Raw genomic sequence first — 22,087 nt, 5'->3', positions numbered from 1 at the left:
ACAACAACTTCTGGAATGATGGATCATGTTGAACGGAAGAGTGGTTTCTGTTTCATGTGTTATTAATTTCCGCTTAGAACAAGTAATAACACCGAGCCTGTACAAGTTTAGAAGTAGTAGTCTGCGCCGCGTGTACGATGACTACTACTTCTGTATTGAAGGGGTGGGTGAGCTATCTCTCAGAATGAGCCGTGTTTTCTAGAATAGGATGTTTAGGTAGTAAGCGACTGCTGCATAATATAAGATAACTTCCACGACTGTCCAGATTAGTCCGAATACCAGAAGCCCAAAAGCCATTCCTTCATCTCTATCTTTTACTGCAACGTAAGCCACGATGCCCCCAAGTATCCCAAAAAAGAACGGAACCAAATACCACAGGAGACTTGGTCCAAGAGTCTCTTCGATCTCTTGTCCCGACTGTCTCATTCCAGTGTCAGGCAGAAACGGAAACATGGGCGAAGTCTCTTCGCTTTCTTTCTCGTAGAGTCTACATGTCGTTGCGCCAGCATATCTTTCCCTTCTTGGACAGAGGGCGAGCTTGCCAAAAAATGCGCAGGTTCCACACGAAACTTCCTCTGCACTTGGTGGAATTTCCAGAGCCCAACGGTGCGTTCCCTCTGCTTCAATTATATGTTTTTGTTCTCAACCTGCATTAATAATTTAAGGAGAAACGTTCCACACGTTCATGATACTTCACAAGGAAGAGAATACAATGGCTACCCCGTTTGATAATGATCTGAAAAAGGCAGTAAACCTTCTAAGGGAATTGGTATGTATGTCGTTTGATAAACAGTGGAACATCCACTCAGCAATTGGTAGCAAGTACGGCGAGTTATTTGTCGCAAGCGAATTGCGGGAACATGAGCCAATAATAGGGAAGAAAAGAAATGAGTTGAAAGGTGTCTCGCGACCTACAAGTTCGGATATCGTCCTTTATGAAACTCAGAAGAAGGTGGAAGTAAAGTGGGGCATGTTACACCATAGAGACGGTGATTACTACTTTGATACAAGGGGTAAGATTCCATATTGGGGATGGGGTTTTGGTTCAAAGGGAAGTCAATTCAAAAATAGTAAGTTTGATTATTGCGTCCTATTAGCGGCAACCAAAAACGATGCTGAACCAAAGCATATTTTCGTTCTTACACTGCAAGAAATGAAAAAGGGGATGAAAGATAGAATCTCTGGAGAAGCAGGCAAGAAGAAGAAAAGTTACTTCATAGAAACGTCTGATGAAAACAACTTCTTTGATAGGCGGTTGAATACAAAGTTTGGAATACAACCACTGGAAATAGAAAAATCTCTTTTAAATAGGTCGTTACACAAAAGAAGATGGGAAGAGCTTAAACGTAATGGCCTATTGAAAGACTAATAAACAGAAACAGTTCGTAGCCACTTGGCTTAACGGGGGAAGTAAAACTCCTTTATGAATCATTATTAGTTTCTTTAGGTTCTGCTATTGTTCTGTCACATTTCTCACATTTTGAGGTATCTAAGGATTCATACATAGGAATCATCACAGAATAGTTCTGCTTAAGCACTTTTCAAAAATGATGAATATTTTTCAAATATTTTGAATGCTGTGGCAAATGCTTCTATTGCATCATCCTCTGTAACATCTGTTTTCCCTCGATGAAGAATATGATTTCTGATTTTTCTAACTTTTTCGTTCCATTGTGTACGTAATCGCTCAGAAAACTGCTTGCCAGTTGCTTCCTTAAACCATATATTGAGTTTATCATCCAGTGATGTTCTTCTTAGAATATCATCCACAAATCTGTTGCTTAGTTTATCTCTAAATTGGTGAACGAGGATGTTGTCGATGTATATTTCAAAAGCTGTTTCGCACTCTATTATCGCCATTCTGAAATCCCTGTTCACTTCATAATTTTTCGCATTTGAAAGAAGTTTTTGCCAAAAGGGAATCTGAATGTCTTTACTATTTCCATAAGCAAGCCAACTCATTTCTACCTTATCAGGAATAAGTTGGCTAACTTTCTTGGGTTTTGAGCTGATTATGTCGAAAGAATCTGGCATTAAACCTATAGGTTCAACATGCACTAGATATTTATAAGGTGTCAGAAAGACTTTATGGATTTCCGTAAAAGGTTCTTCGAAAACTACCCTTTCCAATTCACCAACGGTTATTTTTGCTGTACCATATTGTGAAAAGTTACTAACAAATTCCATTTTAGTGAAAACATTCGTAGAGCTTATCACCTGACTAACCCCTTCATCAAAACTAAATCTATGCCCACATATACATTTTAGAAGTTCACTTTTCGCCACCGCTTCAACCTCCTGATGAGTTAGAGATCTACCACGATGACATTTAGGGCATTCAACCATTATTGACTTATATACATTCAGACGTCTCATCTTTTCCTCTCCAATAATTCTTGGATACTTATTTCATTTAGGTGTAGCATTAGGTTCAACTTTCGTTGGCTAATAAACCTACTACAAAAAACAGCCTTTTATTTTGCTTCATTATGACAATTTGAAAGTCAGACACAGATTAGAAATCTCTTCCATTAAGAAAGAAGTCTTTGAATGGTGTTGTTCAAAACTGCAATCTCGTTATTTCTCGTGTTGAGGCTGTGACCGTGATTTTTCTCACGATTACTTGGTGTCTTCCAGATTTGAACGCTTTCTTCTGAACTTCTACGAAAGAGTCAACAGATTCCGTGAAATGAGTGTTCAAAAAGTCCAAGACTTCTCTTACGGGTTGACCTTTCTCATTCTGGGATTCGGTGGGCTTTTTTGCTCCAAGTGCATAGTAATAATATTTGAATTCGTCGATTTTTTCAACATCGTGCCGCCATGCTGCGATTTCGTCGAGGTTGAGACCTCCCCGGGTTGTGTCTGCGGTTTTTCTGTCAAAGAGCTTCAGGCTTCCCGCCTCCAGCCGTCATAGATTTACGGGTTCCACTACAAAAACATGTAAGGCGCATAAGAACACGAATCTAGCCGTAACGTATAAGAAGTTAAACTGTGAACCCGCAGTGTGAGAAGCGGCATGCTTGGTTGATTACTTGTTCGGCACGGGCGGCTGAGCATCTTTCTTAGGGGCTCGTTAGGCGGTGTGGTATAACGTCCAGTTTAAGAACATCTTCCACTGTCTCAGGTCTTCGAATGGTCTCGTATTCCCCATTATGAAGAAGGCACACCCCGCCTCTCAACTTGATGAACTGCCAAGACAACGATATGCTGTAGGCGCCTACATCGAGAACTGCTAATACGTCTCCTTCCTTGATCGGAGGCATCTCGACTCCGTACCTTATGACATCCTCATACACACACAAAGGTCCCGCGACACTGACTTTCTCAGATTCTCCCTTCCTCAACACTGCTGGCACAACCCTGTGTCGGTTGAGTTCCGCCTCAGGAATCAAGTTGAGCCCAGCATCAGTCACAACCCATTTTATGCCTGAGACCTGCTTTGTGGCAATTACCTTCGTTGCCAGTAATGTTGTCGGTCCGACTAATGCTCTTCCAGGTTCAAGAACAAGTGTGGGAGGGTCGGGCAGTTTTTCCGTTGACGCACGTAGCAATTTCGAGCATATTCTGGAAGCATATTCGGAAAACGACGGGGGCGACCAGCGACCTTTGTGCGAGTACGGCGCGACTTCTCTGAATGCAAATCCTCCTCCTAGATCAATGATTTCTGTCTGTAATCCGAATCTTCTATGGATGGATGACGCCAGATCTGTCAAGAGCCCTATCGCCCTCTCATACTTGTCAACCTGCGTGACCTCCGTTCCAATGTGCATCTGCAATCCTACATATCGTATCTCTTTTTCCTTGGCAATAATGCTGCAAGCATCAAGTATCTGCTCAGCTGTAATACCAAACTTATTCCTCGAAGGATCCCTTCCAGGATAAGAAAGCCTGAAACCCACATTTACCCTAAGACCAGTATTACGCACCAAGCTGATTATTCTCCGAAGCTCACTAACAGAATCAACGTTCAGAACCCGTATGCCCAGCTCCAAGGCTCTAAGAAGCTCATCATCCGATTTAGACGGACCATTGAAAACAATCTTCAGAGGATCCACGCCAATCATCTCTGCGATACGCAGCTCAAGCAAAGAAACTACCTCAGCCCATGCCCCTTCACTATTGAGAACGGAACACACACTGGGCAGATAGTTTGTCTTGTACGAGTATGCCACAGCCACGTTTGGATACCGCTTTTGAAACTCATCTCGGAATCGTCTAAATCTACCTCTCAACAAGTTTTCAGAAATGAGAAACAACGGAGTTCCTAAGCTTTCACACAGATCATGTACGTCAACGCCCTCAAATCGCAGGCGACCTCCAACTCGTCCGACAAAAGGATTCATCCACAGACCCCAATTGACCACAGCAATTCCTCCACTTATGCACGACTAACCTAATTAAGACCAAGCCTTTCCGGGGCGTCTTACTCCTTCACAAACAATCCAACGTTGACCTGCCCTACCCAAACGGGTAAAATGATTCTCTGTACCGAAGCTTTTCAAGCTCTTGGAGACAAGTCCTCGTTGAACCGACTAGAGAGAAACACATTAAGAGTCATGCAACTGGAGACTGTTACACGTCAACGCGAAGATTCATTTGAAGGCATAGAGCTTTCTATCATTACCTTGAAATACCTATTGTCCGTGTTGTTCAATCAGTGAGTTGAATGAGCAAGCTTATTCGTTCAATGCTTAGAGCGAGAGGCTTGTTTGGCGAGAAAGAAGCACAAGAAAAATGTGAAAAATGTCGAAAAAAACCAGCTGGACAAGACGGCTTGTGCGACTCTTGCAGGTTTGGCGCTCTTCTAGACCAACTCGTCGAGAGTCGGGATCGTGCATAGTCCCTATTTTTCCTGTGAGTTTCCAAGGCGCGATCTTGACCTAAGATTACCTTGTTTGGATAGACTTCGTCCCAACCTGGGCAACTCTTATCCTTTCATCGAAAGACATGCTCCTCGCTTAACAAGGGCATTATTATTACTGGCAAACTCGTTATGAAACAGCGATAGCAAAAGTGAAATACGGAACATCTAGATAATGATGCAATCATTTGAAGGCTGATCATAGATGAAGCACATAAAAATGAAACTTCTCTCTGAACTACTGAAAAATTCCAAGAGGAGTGACAGGGAAATATCCAAGGTTCTACGAGTCTCACAACCAACTATAACCAGAACACGACACCAACTTGAGAGCAAAGGGATCATTCGAGACTATACTATAATACCAGACTTTGAAAAACTCGGATACGAAATCATGGCGATCTGGGTTGGCAGATACAAATTTCATGGTGAACCCGAGTTGGTTGAGAAGTGGAGAGAATGGATGAAAAAACATCCTACCATCCTGTTTGCTTCAAGTACGTCTGGTTCTGGTGGGAGAAAGGCAGTGATGATTTCATTGCATAGGTCTTACTCAGACTACGCTAACTTCGTCAAAGAACTAGTGGGAGACTGGTCTTACATATTAGAGCACGAAACCTTGCTGGTTGACTTGAAAGGATACATGTCTAGACCCCTAACTTTGAGATACCTAGCAGAACAAGCAGCTGAACTGCTGGGCGAATCCTCATTGAACACGAAAACCTAGTATAGACATTTTGTTTCAGTTTTCTTTGTTCTCGTTTAATTTTTCAGATGAGCACTGAAACATTAACGCCCAGAAAAGAAGGAGGTTGAGAGGCGTAGCCAAAGGATGCAAGTGAAAGCTTTTCATTGCATCTGCTGCAGTCCACTGTTGGACTTGTTTGGTTTGCGAACCACTTTGTTCATGACGAAGTAGGCAATAATTGCGGCAAACGCTATTTCCATGGCGAACCCTAAGGGAAACTCTGGAACTCTCGGCGGCATCGGCCCGATGAACAACAGTTCCATGTCGTAAACGCCATCGTTCGGCGTAATAGCCTGCCCAGTGTCAGGACCCAAATAACTCACTTGATACTGATCCGAAGTTCCATTCAGCTTAACTATGTCAGCGTTTCCAACCCATGCACTGCTAAGCTTGCCGTCTCCATTCATATCTTGCCAATCAGATATGTTGTACATGTATTCAGGAGCCGGGGCGGTTTCTTCCCACCACGAAAAAACCGGGTTAAAGAGATTAATCGACTCTGCCGCATCGAGTTGAAGACCGGGATCTGCATGGACAGGGGTCAAGAAAACCATGAGCGACAATAAGACCGGAAGCAGCACTATCACTAAAGTCTTTGTTTTCATTCTTTCAAATCTCCCTCTCACTCTACTTATATTCTTAAAACCGTAGATTCTTATAAAATTTATCATCCAAACTCATCGCGAGTCGCCAATGATGACAGCTTCATTCAAATCGTAAAATGACCCTGCTCACAATGCTTTAGCTCATGAAAGTCATATTCACTGTTTCATGTATTCCAAAATTGCAATTTTTGTTATCTCACGTCTTGTGGCAGTAGCTGCAATTGCTTTAAAGATCACTTGGTGTCTTCCAGATTTGAATGCTTTCTTTTGAACCTCAACGAATGATTCAGGAGATTCCACGAAATGACTACTCAGGAATGACAGAACCTCTGCCACAGGTTGATTCGTCAAGTTCTTGGACTCTGTGGGGCGTTTTGCATCGCGCGCATAGTAGTAATACTTAAACTTTTCAACAGTTTCCACATTGTCCATCCATCGGGTGACCTCATCGATGTTGAAACCTCTCATCGTTGTGTCAGAAATCTTCCGCTCAAAGAGCCTCACGCTGCAGACCTCTAGCCCTCAAAGATTTAGCGGCTCCCCCAATAAAACATGCGTATCAGAAGGTTCAATCCTGAAGCCTATGTGTGGGAAGCGACGCGCGTTTGATTGATTACCTCATCGGCACAGGCGGCTGGGCACACTCTGATGTGCCTAGTCTTCGTCCCTTGGTTACTTATCAATTGAAGACATGCTGGAAAAAAAGGGGAGGTCATAGGGTGGACATTATGTATTCTGCTGATCTGGTCAGGAGGTCTGCTGCTTCAGCAGTCATGTGGATTCCTGACATTTTCTGAACACGCCTTATGAAATTCGCCAACACTGCCTTTGCTCTATCGACTTCTCCTCTGTCGATCATTCTTTGGGCAAGATCAAGTTTGGCAATAAGGCTGTTACTAGGGCCTTGGTCGATTTGGTCTTCCAATACGAGTTCTTCTATCTTTGTTCTTAATTCCTCGACGCTTCTTGGAATTCCGACAGGGAACCCTGCTCTCTCAAGGTATTCTTCGGCTTGTGGCAGATCGTACGGTCTTGCTGTTATGGATTGGTCATGGTAGGTTTGTGTTGGCGCGATAGGAGTGGCAGCGGGCTCTCCGAAACCGTTCAGCAGATTATCGATGATGACTTGCCTCTGGATGGCATGGTCAAAAGCAGTTCTGACATACCTAGCGGCTTCGGCCGCTCTTGAAGGATCTGACGTGCCCAGCGGTGTGTCCACGCCAAGACCAAAAATCGGATGCCGCATGTTGTAGCCAGCCTCCTGTCTTGCCAGACCCTCAACGTTGAAAACAGTTGCCCAAGACGGATCAACTTCGCCTGCTGCCACCTCGTTCTGCATCTGATAGTTGACGTCAAGCATGTCCACTTCGTTGTTTTCTAGGGCGTTCAAGGCCTCGGTTTTGTCGTAGATGAATTTTACGTAATAGTCGGTTACTGCGAATCGTCCTTCAGCTTCTAACGCAGTTTTGTTCCAATATTGGTCATATTTTTGCAGGTGAACAAGTTGAGCTGCTGGGTTATAGTCCACCCATTTGTATGGTCCAGTTCCGATGGGTCCTGTGTACGTTGTTCCATCTATTGTTATAGATCCTTGACCCGTATTGAAGGGGCTGTCTGCCCATTGTGAAACAGGGAGTTTTTCAAAGATGTGTTTGGGGATTATGTTGTTCGCTAGGGTTAAGAGGTATGGGTCGATGTATCCGAAGGGCTTCTCAACTGTGAACGCAGGCAGCCAAGCCTCAACTGTGCTCGAATCTACCGCGGTTATGTTACCTACTCTCGCACCTGTTCCCAAAGTTGTCGAGGTGCCATCTTGCCACGTGAATTTGACCCTGTCTCCGAAGACACTTCGGTAGGTTCCCACGTATTGAGAGCCAGTGTCAGCGTTCATGAGCGCCCACAATGAGAACACCACGTCGTCTGTGGTGAAATCGTGTCCGTCGTGCCATTTGACGCCGTTTCTTAGGTTGAAAGTCCAATGGAAGCCGTTATTGTCTGGCGCCCACGATATAAGTAGAGCTGGTGTGACTTGATTTGCGTTGCTTACTTGAGCTAGGCCGTTGAAAATGGGGCTGATTACTATTGTATCGTACCATGAGTTTGAGAGGGTCGGAATTAAAGATTCTATGTCCCCTAGGGAGGCGTAGACAACCGAGGTCTTGCCCATTAGATACTCTGGGTTGCACTGCACACCGAAGTATATCGAGTCATATCCTGAGAGTTCGGGCGTGACGAGCGCCGGATTGGTCGAATAGAAGATCTGAGAGGCTGGAACTTCATCGAAATACAAGGACTGCCACTGCTGTAGACTTTGGCTCTGCCCGGCAGCATCCAGCGAAGTGATGAACATGTCCAAGAGGTCGTTGCTTCGTGTGTTGTTCCATAGATAGTAGTTCTGTCCTTCAGGTGCGAAGAATCTTGGGTCTCCGCCGTAATATGCCTGCCTAGGCTCTGGAAACAGTCCAAGCGTCCATCCAACCAGCAGAATGTCGTAACCGCCCTCATCATATGACTTGCCGACTATGTCTGGAGGGGGCGTTAGCACGCGATCAAACACCTCTGACCATGAAAGAAACACGACGTTCGCATTTATTCCAAGCTGCTGCAGAGAATTCGCAAACATCTGCCCCCATTGACGTCGCAGCAGGTTCGCGGCTCCGGGAGCGATTATTGTGACCTTGAACAATGGTTGACTCTGTGCTTTTGCCATGTCTGTTGGAAACATTACTAGGGTCAACAACGCAATCAAAGAGAACGTTATCAGCATCTTTCTATAGTCAAGCATGAATATCTCCTCACTTTTCAAGCTGTCTGCTTTTCAATCTCAGCTAACATGTGCTGAGTATATCAGTATCTGATGCAGTTATGTTATAGGATTTGTGGAGAAATCTTCTATTCCGGAGTTTCCTTTGAGTTTGGTTGCTGTTCAGGCGCACAATGCTTTATTTTCACGCTCTCATTATGGAAATAGAGGCAAAGCGTCTTTGGCTGACTATGTAATCGGCGCTGGCGGCTGGGCGTATTTTCATGTGCCAGGGCTTCGTCCCTTGGTCGCGTATTCCCGATTGTTCAAGTTTGTCGAGGTTAATTCCACTTTCTACCAAATCCCCACTCTCAAGTCCGTGGAGTATTGGAGAAAACAAGTGCCATCAGACTTCGAGTTTGCAGTAAGATGCAACCGAGATGTGACTCACAAGTTCCAGTTTCAACCAACCGAAGGCGCCTTCAAGATTTTCAGTCAGATGATAAGCATTTGTGAAGCGTTGAAGGCAGAAATCCTGCACCTGCAGACTCCTTCATCTTTTCAGCCCAGCAAGGAAAACGCTAGCCTTTTAGACTCGTTCATGTCCTCTACCGATCGCAAAGATGTTAGAATCGCCATGGAAGTAAGAGGTAGCAATCAAGCTCTAAGCGCAGATTTCACGCAAGCCATGCAGAACCACAGTATGGTTCACAGCGTCGACCTATCCAATGATGAGGCGCCTGCCTACAAGAGCGACGTTCTTTATGCCCGCTTATTCGGAAAAGGGACGCACAATATTTACCAGCCCACAGATCAAGAGTTGAAGAACATCGACGACCGAGCCTCAAAAGGAACGCACAAGAAAGCCGTAGTCAGTTTTCATTTCGTGCGAATGTATCAGGACGCGCGCAGACTCAAGTTGTACAAGGAATCAGGCAAGTTTCCCATGATTACTCGTTCAACAGGGTTTGCATCACTGATGGAAGCATTGAAGGAAGACGCCCAGTTTCCAAGCGGCAAGCAGGAGCTTGTTGAGCATCAGGGCTGGAAGCTCTTTGACATGACATCTGACGAGCGAATCCGAGCGTCAGAAATGCTCTGCAAACTGCCTGAAAGAAGCTATGAAAGCGTTGACGAGGTCATCGAAGCCTTGCGCAGACTCGTCTAAACCTTGCCAGACAGGGGTCACTTGGTTATTTCTCTGCCAATAACTGTGCGCATTATTTCGTTTGTTCCGCCCGCTGAAATCGCTTCGAGCGAGTCGCGTAGATAACGCATGAGGTTGAACTCTGGCAAGGTTCCGTAGGCGCCGTGAATCTGGATGGCTTTTATGGCGTTTCGTCTGGCAACTTCGCTGGAGTAAGCCTTTGCCGATGCGATTTCTTTGGCGATGTCTCTGCCTGTCTTTCCCTGGTCGAGTAGCCATGCAGCTTGGTATGCTAGTAGTTTTGCTGCTTCGGTTTGCATGTGCATGTCGGCGAGCATGAATTTGATCGTTTGAATTTCAGCGATGGGTTTGCCGTACAGTTGCTTCTCTTTGGCGTATTGTAGGGTTGTTTCGTAGGCGGCTCTCGCAATTCCTAATGCTACGCCTGTGTTGCCTGTTCTGCCGATTTCGGCGACGGTTTTCAGGCTGGCTCTTAGTCCGTCGCCTTCGTTGCCTATCAGGTTCTCCTTAGGTATCCTGCAATTTTTGAACACTAGCTCGGATACGATCATGGAGCGCATGCCAGCGTGCATTTCACGCATGCCCGGTTCAAAGCCAGCCGTGCCTTTCTCAACGGCGAAGACGCTGAAGCCTTTGGCGCCTTCTCCTGTCTTAGCCATGAAAACACAGGTGTCGGCTATGCCACCGTTTGTTATGAAGCATTTGCTTCCGTTTACGATGTAGTGGTTGCCTTCGAGTTTTGCTTTTGTGCCAATTGCTGACGGGTCTGAGCCGCCTGAAGGCTCGGTGACTGCCATGCACATTATTTGTTCTCCACTTATGACGGGCGGAATGTACTTTTTCTTCTGTTCTTCTGTTCCAAAATGCAGTAGAACCCACAAGCCCAGAGGGGACGCTTGGAGGAATAGTCCGATTGAGGCGTAGGCTCGTGACAGCTCTTCTATGCTTATCATTCGGGCAAGGTGTCCCATGTTCGAGCCCCCGTATTCAGGTGGAAAAACTATGCCGATAACTCCTAGGTCAGCGATTTTCTTGATTATGTCTCTTGGAAACTCGCCTGATTCGTCAAGTTGCTGTGCTCTGGGCAGTAGTTCTCGTTTGGCGAAGTCTTGCATGGCTTTCCTTAGCATTTCGAGTTCGGGCGTGAAAGAGAAGTCCATGCGCGCCGTGTCCTTTTCATGTTGGGTTGAGGGTTTTGTAATCGGGAACGCTTAAAAGGGTTGTTTCAGCATGTTCTATTCTAACTTGATATTCCTGCTATGTGAATCCTTGGAAGTGATTGGAGAAGAAAAATGATGTCGACTGAGAAGTCAACCGTGGCGGTCATCGGCTTAGGTCCCGTTGGCTCTATACTGGCTGCGCATCTGGCAAATGGCAAAGTCAACGTTGTAGTGCAGGATGCTATGCCGCACATAAGACAGAAGGTGAAGCAAGACGGCATCACCGTAGGCGGAATAACACAGTTAACAGCCAAAATTGACAAAATCGCCGAGTCTATACCTCACCTCGCCGAGTTTGATCCTGAGATAGTTTTTATCGTGACCAAAGCGTGTTATTTGAAGGATGTTTTGCCAGAGATCAAACAGATCTGCTCGCCTAAATTGAAGGTTGTCAGCTTTCAAAACGGATTAGGCAACGAGCAGGTCATCGCGGAACAGCTTGGCACCGACACGGCTTATCGAGTGGTCATCAATTACGCTGGAAACTTGGTGCACCCCGGACACGTTATGATGAACTGGTTCCAGCCCCCCAATTATGTTGGCGCCCTTCACAACGGCAACTATACAACGGATGAAACCACCAAGAAAATCGCAGACATGCTCACCGCAGCCGGACTTAAAACTGAGGAAGCACCTAACATCAAGAAAGACGTGTGGGAGAAAGCCATCCTAAACGCTGCTCTCTGCTCCATATGCGCTGTCACCGGGCAAACCATGAAGGAGGCTATGGAATATCCGCACAGCCGCAAGCTCGCCCTTCAAGTGCTCGAGGAAGGCTTGAAAGCTGCCCGAGCCGATGCGTGTGACTTCGGCTCAGACGCATTAGCCAAGTTCACGGCGTATTTGGAGAAGGGCGGCGCTCACAAACCCTCGATGCTGATCGACGTGGAGAACAAGCGTCCAACTGAAGTGGACTTCATGAGTGGCGCCATAGCCCGTTACGGACAGAAGTACAATGTGCCTACACCGGTTAACTTGATGTTCACCGATTTGCTCAAGGCGATAGAGAATCAATATCTTAAACGCTGATTCATCATGGAAGCCCTGCAACCATTCCGTCGAATACTCTCAAACCGACATGAAGCAGCGAGGCAATGGAAGAGCCGAGGCGGCGGTGTCGTTGGTTGGACGTGCACGTACACGCCTGAAGAGGTCATCTACGCATCTGGCGCTTTGCCCGTAATGGTTTGTGGCAGTCTGGGCGAAACGAACTTAGCTGACGCTTACATGCCGAGTAACAGTTGCTCTTTTGCCCGTAGTTGCTTTAATGCAGCGCTACGTGGAGAATTCGATTATCTTGACGCTTTCGTTGAGTCCACGAGTTGTGATAACCGAGAGAAAACCTTTGACATGTGGGTTAACTACTCCAAGGTTCCCAACCTTTATCTGATTAACATGCCGCACACTAACACGGAAAGCGCGCATCAATTCTACTATCAACAAGTCGTGAAGTTCAAAGAATGGCTGGAGCAAGTCCTCAAGTCGCAGATTTCCGAAGACTCGTTGAAGGAGGCAGTTGCTGTCTACAATGAGAATCGAAATCTTCTGAGACAGATTTACGACCTTAAAATGAAAAAGCCCCCTCTGCTCTCAGGCACTGAATACTTGGAAATCGCTCTGTCCGGATTGGTGATGCCTAAGACGGAGCATAACCAGCTCATGAAAGCCTTGCTAAGCGAAGTCGAAAGCCGTGCCGACATGCCTCGTGAGGGCTTGCGGTTGATGGTTTCTGGCAGCGTTATGGATAATACGGAGTTGGTAAGGCTTATCGAGTCAGTTGGTGGCACAGTGGTGGCAGATGACTGGTGCACCGGTTCGCGATACTTCTGGAATGACGTCGAAATGGGCAACGGTGACCCTTTGAAAGCCATAGCCCGGCGGTATTTGGACAAAGTTCCATCTTCGTTCATGTACATGCGTGAGCAACGGTTCAAACATGTGGCAGAGTTGGCCAAACGGTTTGATGTTGACGGCGTCATAATGTTCCTCATCAAATACTGTGACACTCACATGTTTGATGCTCCGTACCTGCGCGATGAACTGAAAGCCATGGGCTTGCCCGTCTTGTATCTTGAATGGGAGCATTCCATGAGCGGTTTTGCCAGCCTAAAAACCCGCATCGAAGCGTTCGTTGAGATGGTAGGCGGAGTCCAATAATGAGCACAGTGGATAGAAGGCTGAAGGCGACAAGCGGATTCTACCGAAATTACGTGAAGAGATCTTACGAGGAAGCTCACCTCGCCAAAGCCAAAAAGCGCCCAGTCGCATGGATATCATCCACTTTTCCAGTTGAAACCCTACAAGCCATGGACGTCGTGCCTGTCTGGCCTGAAAACTACGCTTCCGTCTGCGCTGCCCGCCAGGTTTCAGTTGAACTGTGTGAGTTAGCTGAGCGTGAAGGCTTCTCAAGAGACTTATGCTCCTACTCCCGCTGTGTCTTAGGCTCAGTGTTCGGCTACGAGAAAGAATTGCCTGAAGGCGGCTTACCCAAACCCGACTTTCTAGTAGCCACCACATCTGCCTGCGACACTCATATGAAATGGTTTCAGGTGGCAAGTCGAATCTACAAGGCACCATTTTTTGTTTTAGACACGCCTTACAACATAGGCGGAAGAGACTCAGAACACATAGATAAGACGCACATCGAATACTACGAATCGCAACTGCATGAATTATTCGCCTTCTTAGAAAGGCAGACTGGCACAAGATTCGACAAATACAAACTTGGCGAAACCCTAGCGCTTTCCGACTGGACAAGCAAACTGTGGACAGAGATCCAGAACCTGAGAAAAAACATCCCATGCCCCATGGACGCGCGAGACGCTTTTTCAGCTGTTTTTTTTATGCTGTGTGTGCCGGGTTCGCAAGCCGCTGTGGATATTTACACACAGTTGCGGGATGAACTGCGTGAACGAGTAAAGGACGGCGTAGGCGTGGCTGAAAATGAACGGTATCGACTAGTCTGGGACAACCTGCCCCTCTGGTACAATCTGAAAATTTTTGAATACTTGAACAATTTGGGTGCGGTGGTTGTGGCTGAAGTCTTTTCGCACACGTGGACGGGCAGCCTGGATCCGGAGAAGCCGTATGAAAGCTTGGCTCGCAAGTACTTGCCCAACATGGCCAATTCAACGATAGAGCGCCGAGTTGACATTATTCTTGATTTGGTGAAAGAGTTTCACGTCAACGGCGTTATACTGCCAACTAACTGGGGTTGCCGCATGATGTCGATAGGTGAAACCATCGTCCGAGACACAATCTACAAGAAACTGGGCGTGCAAAGCCTCATCATCGACGTAGACTCGTCAGACTGGCGCATAGCAGGAGAAGCACAAGTAAAAGAAAGATTCGCAACTTTTCTAGAAACACTCAACAGATAAAAAGAAAAAAAGCACGTGAAAATCAAGAATGTCTAGGCAAATGGGTCAAAATTCTTAAATTTCCCTAGCTTTAACTTCGTTCTAGAAGGCACAAAAATGTTTCAGTATATTGAGGTTGCAAGAGTGGGGAGCTGGATTGGATGGATTTTCAATTTTGGTTTTGGAAGTGTTCTCTTCGGTGTGCCTCATCTTTGGCGTGCTGTTGCAGTCCTCTTTGCCTTCTCATTCGCAACAGCCAGCGTCTTCGTGTTGAACCAATACTTTGACCGCGAAGCGGATCGAGAGAACGAGGCAAAATCAAAACTACCTGTTGCCTCTGGACAAATAACACCGAGGAAGACACTAATGTTCTCCTTCTTACTGGTCACATCATGTTTAGTCTTGGTGTTTATGGCCAACGTGCAGGCTCTCCCGTTGTTTATCGTTTACTTAGGACTATGGACTGCTTATTCCACTCCCCCACTCAGACTGAAAAGCGTACCAGTTGCAGACTTCGTGATCTCAGGCATAGGCGCAGGCTTCCTGCCATTCTTAATGGGAGGAGAATTAACCGACAAGCTGGTCTCCAATATTCCATTAATCATGTTGGGCGCCATGCCGTTAATGCTGATCCAATGTGGTGGCCATATTATTCAAGCCGTTGGAGACTATGAAGCAGACCGCAAGACAGGAGTGCACACTTTTGTTGTAAGGTATGGAAGGAAGAACGGTGTCATTGTCGCTGGGCTTATGTTTCTGACGGCAGGTTTCTCGCCATTCGCTTATTCAGCTTTTGGTTTGCTTCCCTACAGGCATTTGTTCTTGTTTCTTATCCTCTTCCCCCTTTCTCTACCCATCATAATGCGTTTTGCAGATATGTTGAAAAACCCGTCGACCAAAAATGTCATCAACACACAGAAAACTGCAAGAAAATACGGAATCATCGGGGTAACAGTTCTATGGGCTTACGCACTACTTGCGGGAATAGCCGGTTTTTGAATGGGATTTGGTGCGTGGCTTTAAAAAAGGTATATACGAGTTTTATGCACCTAGTTGTTACCTATTAACTGAATGCGAAGTGAATTGTGTGTCCAAAACCAGTCAAGGCGTAATTGTGAGCTGTCGGAGGGGGCCGAAAACCCAGAAGCCCAAAGAATACATCCTTCGTTTTCCCGGCATGGAATCAGTTAGCGAGGCAGCGCGTCTCATTGGTCGAAAGGTCGCGTGGCCTGTTGGAAAACGTAAGGCTCGAGGAAAAATCGTGGCGTTGCATGGAAAGAACGGCCTCGTCAGGGCTCGTTTCAGGAAAGGCGTGCCGGGCCAAGCGTTGGGAAGCCCAGTGGAAATAATCGGTTGAATGGAATCTGTGTTGCTTTCAGTCTAAGTAACACTAGCGGTTTGAAGTAGAGTTCCTCTTGTAAGATAAAGAGAACCTCGGTAAGAAAAAGGTCATCAGCGAAGAAAGAGATAGAGCAGATGGCGTTGCCCGATACGGAACACTTAAAGTCTCAAAGTGCCCATTATCATCTCAAATGTGAAAGGAGGAAGACGTCCTATGAGTTATGAGCGAAGAAGCGGTTATGGTGGGGGCTTTAAGCCTTCCCCAGTTGAGATGGGAAAAGAATACGAAGTTGACATTACGGAGACGAGCCGCCAAGGGGAAGGCGTAGCCAGAATCCAAGGTTTCGTGGTATTTGTTGCCAACGCAAAGCCGAGAGACCACGTGAAAATACGGATTACGAGAATAGGTCGCAGAGCCGCAAACGCTGAGATAGTCAAATAAGACTCTATTTTTCCACATCGACCTGCCCAATTTTTATCCGCCCATAGAGCGGGATAGTCTTCCAAAGCATTTTCTAAATCAGTAATGGTTTCTAACCACTGCAAAAAGGAGCCTTCACCACTTTCTACATCAGATCCTCACTCAGCAGATATCTGCGTACACCTGAAAGCTCATATCTAGAGCACATTAAGAAATGGCGTTCTATTTACACTTTCTTTCACTATCGATTCTTTTCAAGAGTTGGTCAAGGATTTTCCCTTTCGTTCTCAACTCTTGTTCTGAAATCGTCTGTCCCATGGGACATAATTCATCAATTATGGCACCTTCATTTGCCAGATGCACCACCGGATAGAGACAGCATCCCAAGGGCCTCTTAATATAGACTCGGCAAATCTGCTCAGCGAGACTGTAGAAATAGCACCATCCGTCAACGTTTCTGAGGCGAATCCCATCATCGTCTATAACTGCAAATTCCTCTCTGCGATAACCGGTTTCCTCCAATCTCTTGATGTCCTTGTTTGAAAGCTCCATCTCTGTTCTTTCACAGCATTTTCCACAATTTGAACAGCGCACCAGAACCCTAGTCCTCAACTATAGCGAAAAGGTTTCGAGATTATAGTTGTTTTGGTGCGCGTTGTTGAGAGATTACATATACTGATTTTGACTTGGCATTGTTTGGATGGGACTTCGAGTAAGTTTCGCGCGCTTTGCTAAAGCCAAATAGTTTTTGCCGTGGGGCGCGAGGGGACAGAATTTCTACCCAACACACGAATACGTTAACTCATGCAAACATGCAGTTATTCGATGGTGGCTGCTAAAATTTAGGGAGCAATCTTCTTATGGGATTGATAAAAAAACTGTGGGTAAGAAAGGATCGAAGATTTAGCTAATAAGCTTAATATCTTCTTGGGGGTCTTCGTTTAGAATAGCATTCTCGGCAGTATACGGGTCTGCTCCCGTCAGGTTTGAAGGGAACATCACATTCTTTACCACAATCAGCGCATACGGCCTTGTGCGTTTCTCGGTTTTCTCTATACGACAATCCAGTTACACCTCCATGTATAATCAACGGAAAACTAGCATTCTCATGGAATTCTAATTCTCGCTTGTCAAGTCAGTTGACACATGACCTATTTAAACTTGTGTGTGTGCTTAAATTATTAATCCCAAACCCAAAGACACACATTTTTGGTCTCAATTCTTAACTAAATGACTGGTTATTCTTTTTATCTATCTTCCGATTTTCTCCTGATGTTTCTTTTTCTTTTTAATATTCTTTTTTCTCAACGCTTTCATACATTTCCCTCCTTTAACTAATATGCCGATGACTCTGTTAGTGTTTTAGATTTTTCCCTCTTTTGTCTAATGGTGTTCTCATGGAGAAATCTACGGACTTCTATACGTCTATTTCTTCAAGCGTTTCTCTTTACGTTTCCTTCTTTTCTCCTCTCTTTCCTTCTTGGTCATCGGTTTATCCTTGGCACTTCTCATACCCAAATCAATCACCATATCGAAATGGTCAGAATAGGGAATTAAATTTTTGTATCAAAATTTAATCCCCAAACCCAAACGCACTTTCTGTTTAATCTGTGTGTGGGGATAAAATTTCTATCAAAAAAACGTTTATCCTTGAATTCAAGCATGAGAAGTGAGATGAAACCGTAATGCTCTGTGAAAGTCAAGTGTGAATACTTCATAGGTTGCGCATTCCCATTTCAGACTCTAATATTACGAAGATAATCGATTACCAGAAGGCTTTCTACTCTGTCACATCAAATGAGATACCTAGAATGGACTCAGTTGGGGGTACAGAAATCATCCAAATGTCCCCAGTCAATTTACCTCGATTTCTTCATTGCCCAATAGAATGTTGTTCCCTTCGGAGATTTCAGCTTTGCCCCATTTTGTAAGTTCTAGCGTAGATACAGCTGCTTATGCTAAGCATTCGTATTCAACGAGGATCTTATCCCAGTAGGACTTCTAGTACTAACTTGTGCCGCAAAACCTCGGCAAGGTCTGCTCTCTCTATAGCATTTTCCAAAGCATCAAGTTCTCTTTGTATAGACTTTCTCATTTCCTCGGTGATTTTGATTTCTCTCATTCGTCTCTGATATAATTCGTCGGCCTCTCCTCTGAGTCTCCAATAACGCTCTACCAAGGATTCTTTCTTGGTTTGTTCCATTTCGCTTGACAAAATCTCAGTCTCTCCCCACTAGGTTTCGGTTCTGAACGACCGCATAAATGTGTACACATTAACTGTCTTTGATAATACTCAATTTTCCGTTTCTACAGACCCTTAGCTGTCGTTCGCCCCGAAACACGATAACATTTGCGTTTTCAACCTGAATGAGGTCACCCGCAGAAATCCCATCTATCTGTTTGTTCCATAAAGGTAATTGAATGGTTCCAGTTTCGTCAGTGACGAGGACGTTTGTCACATTAGCGTAGAAACCAAAACGGGTTGCGACCACCCTTGGCTGAGACATTTCGAGAACGCGTGCCTTTATGTTAATGCGTTTCATTCCAACCCTCAAGTCTTTAATCTGATAGTGGTCTGATTTAGCCACTTGGACTGAGTCTCTCATAAACGACGGCCTAAAGGTGAACTCTTTGAGCGGATTGGTTTTTGCAAGAATATGTACAGGTATGGGAAATTGCGCAACCACTTTTTGGGTGTTGGTTATGAGAAAGATTGCGTGATCGCGTGTCTTTTCTCGGCATTCTATCGATAGTTCTCCACACGTAGCTTCTACGTGTTGAAACGCGTCAAGAAAACTACTGAAAAATTTGCCTGAATCGATTTCGTTTTTCACTGAAATTCGAGCGAGATACTCGAGAAGTCGAATGTCATTGTAAGAGTGAAACCTACCTGGGGGTCGACCTCGCGTAGTCCATCTTTTGTTTCGCATTTTACTTGTTTCCTACGTTCGTATCAGGGTGATTTCTATCGTTGAAACCATACTTGATCTGCTTTCGCCTTCTCTTGGTGGCAATTCTTCGGTTCCTATGGTGATTTTGCCTATGCTTAGGTCTTTCATGAATCTGTGTCGGGTTATTTCGACAGCGTCGACGACAGTCGTTATTGCTTGTCCTCTCGCCTTCAAAGTGACTTCCTTTGTATTGGGCGTGCCGAAGCTTGTCATAATCGCTAATGCGTAGTTCATCGGAGGCTTTCTCCCCACGTATATGACGTTTGGTTCTCTGGACAAAATTTCACTTCCTCATGTAGGTAATGCCATGATATATGCGAACCTCGCTTTTAAACACCACTAACCTTCTCTAATAGCCAAAATGCATGAAGCATTGCTTAGCGGCACCATCTACTAGGATCGTGTCGGGCTGAACTGATCGTCAGAACTACTTGCTCTGATGGTCCATCGAAGCACATGTTGAACAGGAAAGAAACACCAAGGGGGTTCCATCGAATTGATTATAAGCGCCTCGTGTTCTATAGGTATGCCCTTGGAACGGAACAAGGAGCGGAAAGTAAATGACATATAAATTCGAAGAGGAAGAAACAGAAGAAACTGAAGAAACAGAAGAGGAAGAATTTGAAGAAGAATGGTGACATTCCCTCATAAATCCTCTTACCTTTTGTGTGTTAAGATCAGCCATTCATAAGGTCGATGTGTTGGCTCGATAGGGTGTGGCAGGGGAAGCGCAAGCAACAAAAAGACTCTTAACCTTCTCGGAGACGCTCAACAGATGAGAAAAAAAATATGTGCGTTCCACACTGAACATTTTTCAATGTATGGTGGTCGTTGATGTCCGAATTCGAGACACATGCTGAATCCCTGTGCAAAATGGCAAAGAAGCTTGGGGCCACGAATGTTGTTTCATTCAATGCTTGGCCAAATACAAGCATGCAATTCTAGTTCAAATTGAATCTCCAATACCAGTTGAAATGAGAGAGGAAATAAAGAAGGCAGACAACGTTGCCGCACTGTACAAGAGCGACATTTTTCTCAAAAGCTACAGAAAGTACCTCGATCCAGTTAAATTGAGGCTGCATCGAATAGTCTGCAAGATGGAAGCAAAGGCGTTCGAGCTTGGTCACCGTTTCGCGGTAGGGTTCATTGCAGGATCATGCAAGCTGTGCTCAGAATGTGTGACTGTAAGCTCGCGGGAACCATGTAGACATCCATTCCAAGCAAGGCCCTCGATGGAAGCTGTTGGAATTGAGGCGTTTCAGACAGCGGCAAACGCTGGGCTACCATTCAAGATCCCGCCGAAAAACAACACAGTATGGAATGGGCTGGTTCTGATCGATTAAAACTTCTGAGAGACACCAGTTTGAATGTTGAAACCACAACGAACAAATTAGACATGTGTGTATGTGCGTGTCTGGTGAGCCTCTGTGACCTGTTATCTTAGACATCTTGGTGAGGTTTTCAAGAAGGCTGGATTAGAAGTGACAAGCGAGAATAGACGTGAGATTGACAAGCTTGTACACAACATTGTTGGTGTGGAATACAAGAGTTGCCCAGCTACGTGGAGAGAAGTCAAGAAGAGATTGGCTGAAGATGAAGTCGCCTTTGTGTCTGCGCTGAAGAAAGCATTGGCGAAGCGTTGAAAGTGGGCACACAGAATAGCAGCTTATGGTTGGAAGTTGTAACTACTAGACTCAAGCCGAAGTTAATAGCATTTGAAGGGAATCAGAGACGACTCATTGGCGCGAACAACTATTAATCGCTATTTTACGCACTGTCACAGCACTGCAAATAGAAAGGGCGCCCAGCATATTCAAGCTGCTAAGATTTAGAGCCGCGAAGCACTACTTTACTGATTACTTCAAGGGTTTTGAAAAAGTTGAGGCTGTGCGTCAGATCTTCGGCGAACAGACGGAAGAGATACTTCAGAATCTTAAGGTCGAGTTCACATGGGCACCAGGGTACATGTGGATTAACACTGAAGACGGAAGTCTCATGGTCAGCGCTCGCTATTTGAACGGCGGTGACAAAACCGACATACACCTCGACTTAATTCATGAACTAGTTCACGTTAGACAGTTTAGGGAGGGAAAACAGCTCTTCGACGTCGAGTACGACTACGCCGACAGACCCACTGAAATCGAAGCCTACCAACACGCAGTGAGAGAAGCTAGAAGACTCGGGCTAAACGACCAACAGATATGTGAATACCTCAAAACAGAATGGATGACCCACCAAGACCTGAAAAAACTAGCTAACGCCTTGAGCGTCAGATGCGCATAGCCAATTCTCTTACTTTGTGTTTGATCTGCTCATAGACTTTCACGGCGTCATCATGCGACATAAAGTAAGGATCGCTAATATTCCACACAACAACTCGGTCTATACATTCGGAGCACATGCTTAACACCGCGTACCTGTGCCTTTGTTCCATAGCTACAATGACATCAAACCTGCTGAGGTGCTTGCTGCCCAAGTCTTCTGGAGCATTCTTAAGATGCTGTTCAGCGTCTTCCCTTGCCAAGAATGCTTTTACGTCTTCTGAAATTGGAATTGCAGTGTGTACGCCCGCCGACTCTACATCCCAATCCGGTCTCAACTTCTTCAATAACGCCTCTGCCAACGGACTGCGATGTGCATTCCCAGCGCAAACAAACAAGACCTTCATGC

The 22,087-nt window shown here is 45.5% G+C and carries 27 protein-coding genes; 14 read left to right on the top strand and 13 right to left on the bottom strand.

Annotated features, from left to right (window positions below; all coding sequences use genetic code 11):
• Positions 1–198: 198 nt before the first annotated feature.
• Positions 199–453 carry a hypothetical protein gene (locus VJ249_11080; GenBank protein HKZ95104.1) on the bottom strand — a complete coding sequence of 85 codons (255 nt, stop codon included), beginning with the start codon at positions 451–453 and terminating at the stop codon, positions 199–201.
• A gap of 259 nt (positions 454–712) precedes the next feature.
• On the opposite strand from VJ249_11080, the gene VJ249_11075 reads away from it, so the two are divergent.
• Complete coding sequence (locus tag VJ249_11075) at positions 713–1,369, top strand: hypothetical protein (protein HKZ95103.1); 657 nt, start codon at positions 713–715, stop codon at positions 1,367–1,369.
• A gap of 161 nt (positions 1,370–1,530) precedes the next feature.
• On the opposite strand, the gene VJ249_11070 is transcribed toward VJ249_11075, so the two are convergent.
• Positions 1,531–2,286: a hypothetical protein gene (locus VJ249_11070; GenBank protein ID HKZ95102.1), complete on the bottom strand. Its 756-nt coding sequence runs from the start codon at positions 2,284–2,286 to the stop codon at positions 1,531–1,533.
• A gap of 403 nt (positions 2,287–2,689) precedes the next feature.
• On the opposite strand from VJ249_11070, the gene VJ249_11065 reads away from it, so the two are divergent.
• Entirely contained in the window at positions 2,690–2,914 is a 225-nt protein-coding gene (locus VJ249_11065) for a hypothetical protein (GenBank protein ID HKZ95101.1), read from the top strand.
• 148 nt (positions 2,915–3,062) lie between these two features.
• Here the strand turns inward: VJ249_11065 and VJ249_11060 are convergent, their stop codons facing one another.
• Positions 3,063–4,364: a hypothetical protein gene (locus VJ249_11060; GenBank protein ID HKZ95100.1), complete on the bottom strand. Its 1,302-nt coding sequence runs from the start codon at positions 4,362–4,364 to the stop codon at positions 3,063–3,065.
• Positions 4,365–4,666: 302 nt separating this feature from the next.
• Here VJ249_11060 and VJ249_11055 point away from each other — a divergent pair, with 302 nt between their 5' ends.
• The gene (locus tag VJ249_11055) at positions 4,667–4,840 is read left to right on the top strand and encodes a hypothetical protein (protein ID HKZ95099.1); all 174 of its coding nucleotides are present in this window, start codon (positions 4,667–4,669) and stop codon (positions 4,838–4,840) included.
• A gap of 226 nt (positions 4,841–5,066) precedes the next feature.
• The gene (locus VJ249_11050; protein HKZ95098.1) at positions 5,067–5,588 is read left to right on the top strand and encodes an Lrp/AsnC family transcriptional regulator; all 522 of its coding nucleotides are present in this window, start codon (positions 5,067–5,069) and stop codon (positions 5,586–5,588) included.
• 122 nt (positions 5,589–5,710) lie between these two features.
• Here VJ249_11050 and VJ249_11045 read toward each other — a convergent pair whose 3' ends face one another.
• The 3 genes from VJ249_11045 to VJ249_11035 form a co-directional block, all read right to left on the bottom strand.
• A complete protein-coding gene (locus tag VJ249_11045) occupies positions 5,711–6,214 on the bottom strand; it encodes a hypothetical protein (protein HKZ95097.1) in 504 nt (167 codons plus the stop codon).
• A 156-nt stretch (positions 6,215–6,370) separates the two neighbouring features.
• A complete protein-coding gene (locus VJ249_11040) occupies positions 6,371–6,718 on the bottom strand; it encodes a hypothetical protein (protein ID HKZ95096.1) in 348 nt (115 codons plus the stop codon).
• A gap of 208 nt (positions 6,719–6,926) precedes the next feature.
• A complete protein-coding gene (locus VJ249_11035) occupies positions 6,927–8,999 on the bottom strand; it encodes an ABC transporter substrate-binding protein (GenBank protein ID HKZ95095.1) in 2,073 nt (690 codons plus the stop codon).
• 124 nt (positions 9,000–9,123) lie between these two features.
• Between VJ249_11035 and VJ249_11030 the strand changes: the two genes are divergently transcribed.
• Positions 9,124–10,125 (top strand): DUF72 domain-containing protein, encoded by a 1,002-nt coding sequence (locus VJ249_11030; protein ID HKZ95094.1) that lies wholly within the window; start codon positions 9,124–9,126, stop codon positions 10,123–10,125.
• A 17-nt stretch (positions 10,126–10,142) separates the two neighbouring features.
• Here VJ249_11030 and VJ249_11025 read toward each other — a convergent pair whose 3' ends face one another.
• Entirely contained in the window at positions 10,143–11,285 is a 1,143-nt protein-coding gene (locus VJ249_11025; protein HKZ95093.1) for an acyl-CoA dehydrogenase family protein, read from the bottom strand.
• A gap of 132 nt (positions 11,286–11,417) precedes the next feature.
• On the opposite strand from VJ249_11025, the gene VJ249_11020 reads away from it, so the two are divergent.
• The 6 genes from VJ249_11020 (at position 11,418) to VJ249_10995 (ending at position 16,487) form a co-directional block, all read left to right on the top strand.
• Positions 11,418–12,374 (top strand): 2-dehydropantoate 2-reductase, encoded by a 957-nt coding sequence (locus VJ249_11020; GenBank protein ID HKZ95092.1) that lies wholly within the window; start codon positions 11,418–11,420, stop codon positions 12,372–12,374.
• Positions 12,375–12,380: 6 nt separating this feature from the next.
• Positions 12,381–13,502, top strand: a complete 1,122-nt coding sequence (locus tag VJ249_11015) for a 2-hydroxyacyl-CoA dehydratase family protein (protein ID HKZ95091.1) — start codon at positions 12,381–12,383, stop codon at positions 13,500–13,502.
• Positions 13,502–14,725 carry a 2-hydroxyacyl-CoA dehydratase family protein gene (locus VJ249_11010; GenBank protein HKZ95090.1) on the top strand — a complete coding sequence of 408 codons (1,224 nt, stop codon included), beginning with the start codon at positions 13,502–13,504 and terminating at the stop codon, positions 14,723–14,725. The genes VJ249_11015 and VJ249_11010 overlap by 1 nt, the downstream gene beginning before the upstream one ends.
• A gap of 123 nt (positions 14,726–14,848) precedes the next feature.
• Complete coding sequence (locus tag VJ249_11005) at positions 14,849–15,703, top strand: UbiA family prenyltransferase (GenBank protein HKZ95089.1); 855 nt, start codon at positions 14,849–14,851, stop codon at positions 15,701–15,703.
• Positions 15,704–15,791: 88 nt separating this feature from the next.
• A complete protein-coding gene (locus VJ249_11000) occupies positions 15,792–16,061 on the top strand; it encodes a 50S ribosomal protein L35ae (protein ID HKZ95088.1) in 270 nt (89 codons plus the stop codon).
• A gap of 198 nt (positions 16,062–16,259) precedes the next feature.
• On the top strand, positions 16,260–16,487 hold the full coding sequence (locus VJ249_10995) for a TRAM domain-containing protein (GenBank protein ID HKZ95087.1): 228 nt from the start codon (positions 16,260–16,262) through the stop codon (positions 16,485–16,487).
• Between the two features lie 201 nt (positions 16,488–16,688).
• Here the strand turns inward: VJ249_10995 and VJ249_10990 are convergent, their stop codons facing one another.
• The 5 genes from VJ249_10990 to albA all read right to left on the bottom strand — a co-directional run bounded on the left by VJ249_10990 (position 16,689) and on the right by albA (position 19,696).
• Positions 16,689–17,060 (bottom strand): YkgJ family cysteine cluster protein, encoded by a 372-nt coding sequence (locus VJ249_10990; protein HKZ95086.1) that lies wholly within the window; start codon positions 17,058–17,060, stop codon positions 16,689–16,691.
• A 322-nt stretch (positions 17,061–17,382) separates the two neighbouring features.
• Positions 17,383–17,529, bottom strand: coding sequence for a CxxC-x17-CxxC domain-containing protein (locus VJ249_10985; GenBank protein ID HKZ95085.1), 147 nt, complete (start codon positions 17,527–17,529; stop codon positions 17,383–17,385).
• 921 nt (positions 17,530–18,450) lie between these two features.
• On the bottom strand, positions 18,451–18,681 hold the full coding sequence (locus VJ249_10980) for a hypothetical protein (GenBank protein ID HKZ95084.1): 231 nt from the start codon (positions 18,679–18,681) through the stop codon (positions 18,451–18,453).
• Between the two features lie 58 nt (positions 18,682–18,739).
• A complete protein-coding gene (locus VJ249_10975; GenBank protein HKZ95083.1) occupies positions 18,740–19,396 on the bottom strand; it encodes a hypothetical protein in 657 nt (218 codons plus the stop codon).
• 12 nt (positions 19,397–19,408) lie between these two features.
• Positions 19,409–19,696 carry a DNA-binding protein Alba gene (albA, locus tag VJ249_10970; GenBank protein HKZ95082.1) on the bottom strand — a complete coding sequence of 96 codons (288 nt, stop codon included), beginning with the start codon at positions 19,694–19,696 and terminating at the stop codon, positions 19,409–19,411.
• Positions 19,697–20,334: 638 nt separating this feature from the next.
• On the opposite strand from albA, the gene VJ249_10965 reads away from it, so the two are divergent.
• The 3 genes from VJ249_10965 (at position 20,335) to VJ249_10955 (ending at position 21,700) form a co-directional block, all read left to right on the top strand.
• Positions 20,335–20,760 carry a DUF2284 domain-containing protein gene (locus VJ249_10965; GenBank protein ID HKZ95081.1) on the top strand — a complete coding sequence of 142 codons (426 nt, stop codon included), beginning with the start codon at positions 20,335–20,337 and terminating at the stop codon, positions 20,758–20,760.
• Between the two features lie 84 nt (positions 20,761–20,844).
• Complete coding sequence (locus VJ249_10960) at positions 20,845–21,060, top strand: hypothetical protein (protein HKZ95080.1); 216 nt, start codon at positions 20,845–20,847, stop codon at positions 21,058–21,060.
• A gap of 244 nt (positions 21,061–21,304) precedes the next feature.
• Positions 21,305–21,700: a hypothetical protein gene (locus VJ249_10955; GenBank protein HKZ95079.1), complete on the top strand. Its 396-nt coding sequence runs from the start codon at positions 21,305–21,307 to the stop codon at positions 21,698–21,700.
• Here VJ249_10955 and VJ249_10950 read toward each other — a convergent pair.
• Positions 21,687–22,085 (bottom strand): low molecular weight phosphatase family protein, encoded by a 399-nt coding sequence (locus tag VJ249_10950; protein ID HKZ95078.1) that lies wholly within the window; start codon positions 22,083–22,085, stop codon positions 21,687–21,689. The genes VJ249_10955 and VJ249_10950 overlap by 14 nt on opposite strands.
• Positions 22,086–22,087: the final 2 nt, after the last annotated feature.

The organism is Candidatus Bathyarchaeia archaeon, assembly GCA_035283685.1.
In the GTDB taxonomy this organism is placed as follows: domain Archaea; phylum Thermoproteota; class Bathyarchaeia; order Bathyarchaeales; family Bathyarchaeaceae; genus DATETJ01.
This window is presented reverse-complemented; position numbering and strand designations above follow the sequence as displayed.

Coding starts and splice junctions, on each gene's coding strand:
- VJ249_11075 (HKZ95103.1), top strand. CDS start 713: ATGGCTACCCCGTTTGATAATGATCTGAAAAAGGCAGTAAACCTTCTA.
- VJ249_10975 (HKZ95083.1), bottom strand. CDS start 19,396: ATGCGAAACAAAAGATGGACTACGCGAGGTCGACCCCCAGGTAGGTTT.
- VJ249_11020 (HKZ95092.1), top strand. CDS start 11,418: ATGATGTCGACTGAGAAGTCAACCGTGGCGGTCATCGGCTTAGGTCCC.
- VJ249_10995 (HKZ95087.1), top strand. CDS start 16,260: ATGAGTTATGAGCGAAGAAGCGGTTATGGTGGGGGCTTTAAGCCTTCC.
- VJ249_11080 (HKZ95104.1), bottom strand. CDS start 453: ATGTTTCCGTTTCTGCCTGACACTGGAATGAGACAGTCGGGACAAGAG.
- VJ249_11035 (HKZ95095.1), bottom strand. CDS start 8,999: ATGCTTGACTATAGAAAGATGCTGATAACGTTCTCTTTGATTGCGTTG.
- VJ249_11050 (HKZ95098.1), top strand. CDS start 5,067: ATGAAGCACATAAAAATGAAACTTCTCTCTGAACTACTGAAAAATTCC.
- VJ249_11045 (HKZ95097.1), bottom strand. CDS start 6,214: ATGAAAACAAAGACTTTAGTGATAGTGCTGCTTCCGGTCTTATTGTCG.
- VJ249_11055 (HKZ95099.1), top strand. CDS start 4,667: ATGAGCAAGCTTATTCGTTCAATGCTTAGAGCGAGAGGCTTGTTTGGC.
- VJ249_11025 (HKZ95093.1), bottom strand. CDS start 11,285: ATGGACTTCTCTTTCACGCCCGAACTCGAAATGCTAAGGAAAGCCATG.
- VJ249_11065 (HKZ95101.1), top strand. CDS start 2,690: ATGAGTGTTCAAAAAGTCCAAGACTTCTCTTACGGGTTGACCTTTCTC.
- VJ249_11015 (HKZ95091.1), top strand. CDS start 12,381: ATGGAAGCCCTGCAACCATTCCGTCGAATACTCTCAAACCGACATGAA.
- VJ249_10950 (HKZ95078.1), bottom strand. CDS start 22,085: ATGAAGGTCTTGTTTGTTTGCGCTGGGAATGCACATCGCAGTCCGTTG.
- VJ249_11010 (HKZ95090.1), top strand. CDS start 13,502: ATGAGCACAGTGGATAGAAGGCTGAAGGCGACAAGCGGATTCTACCGA.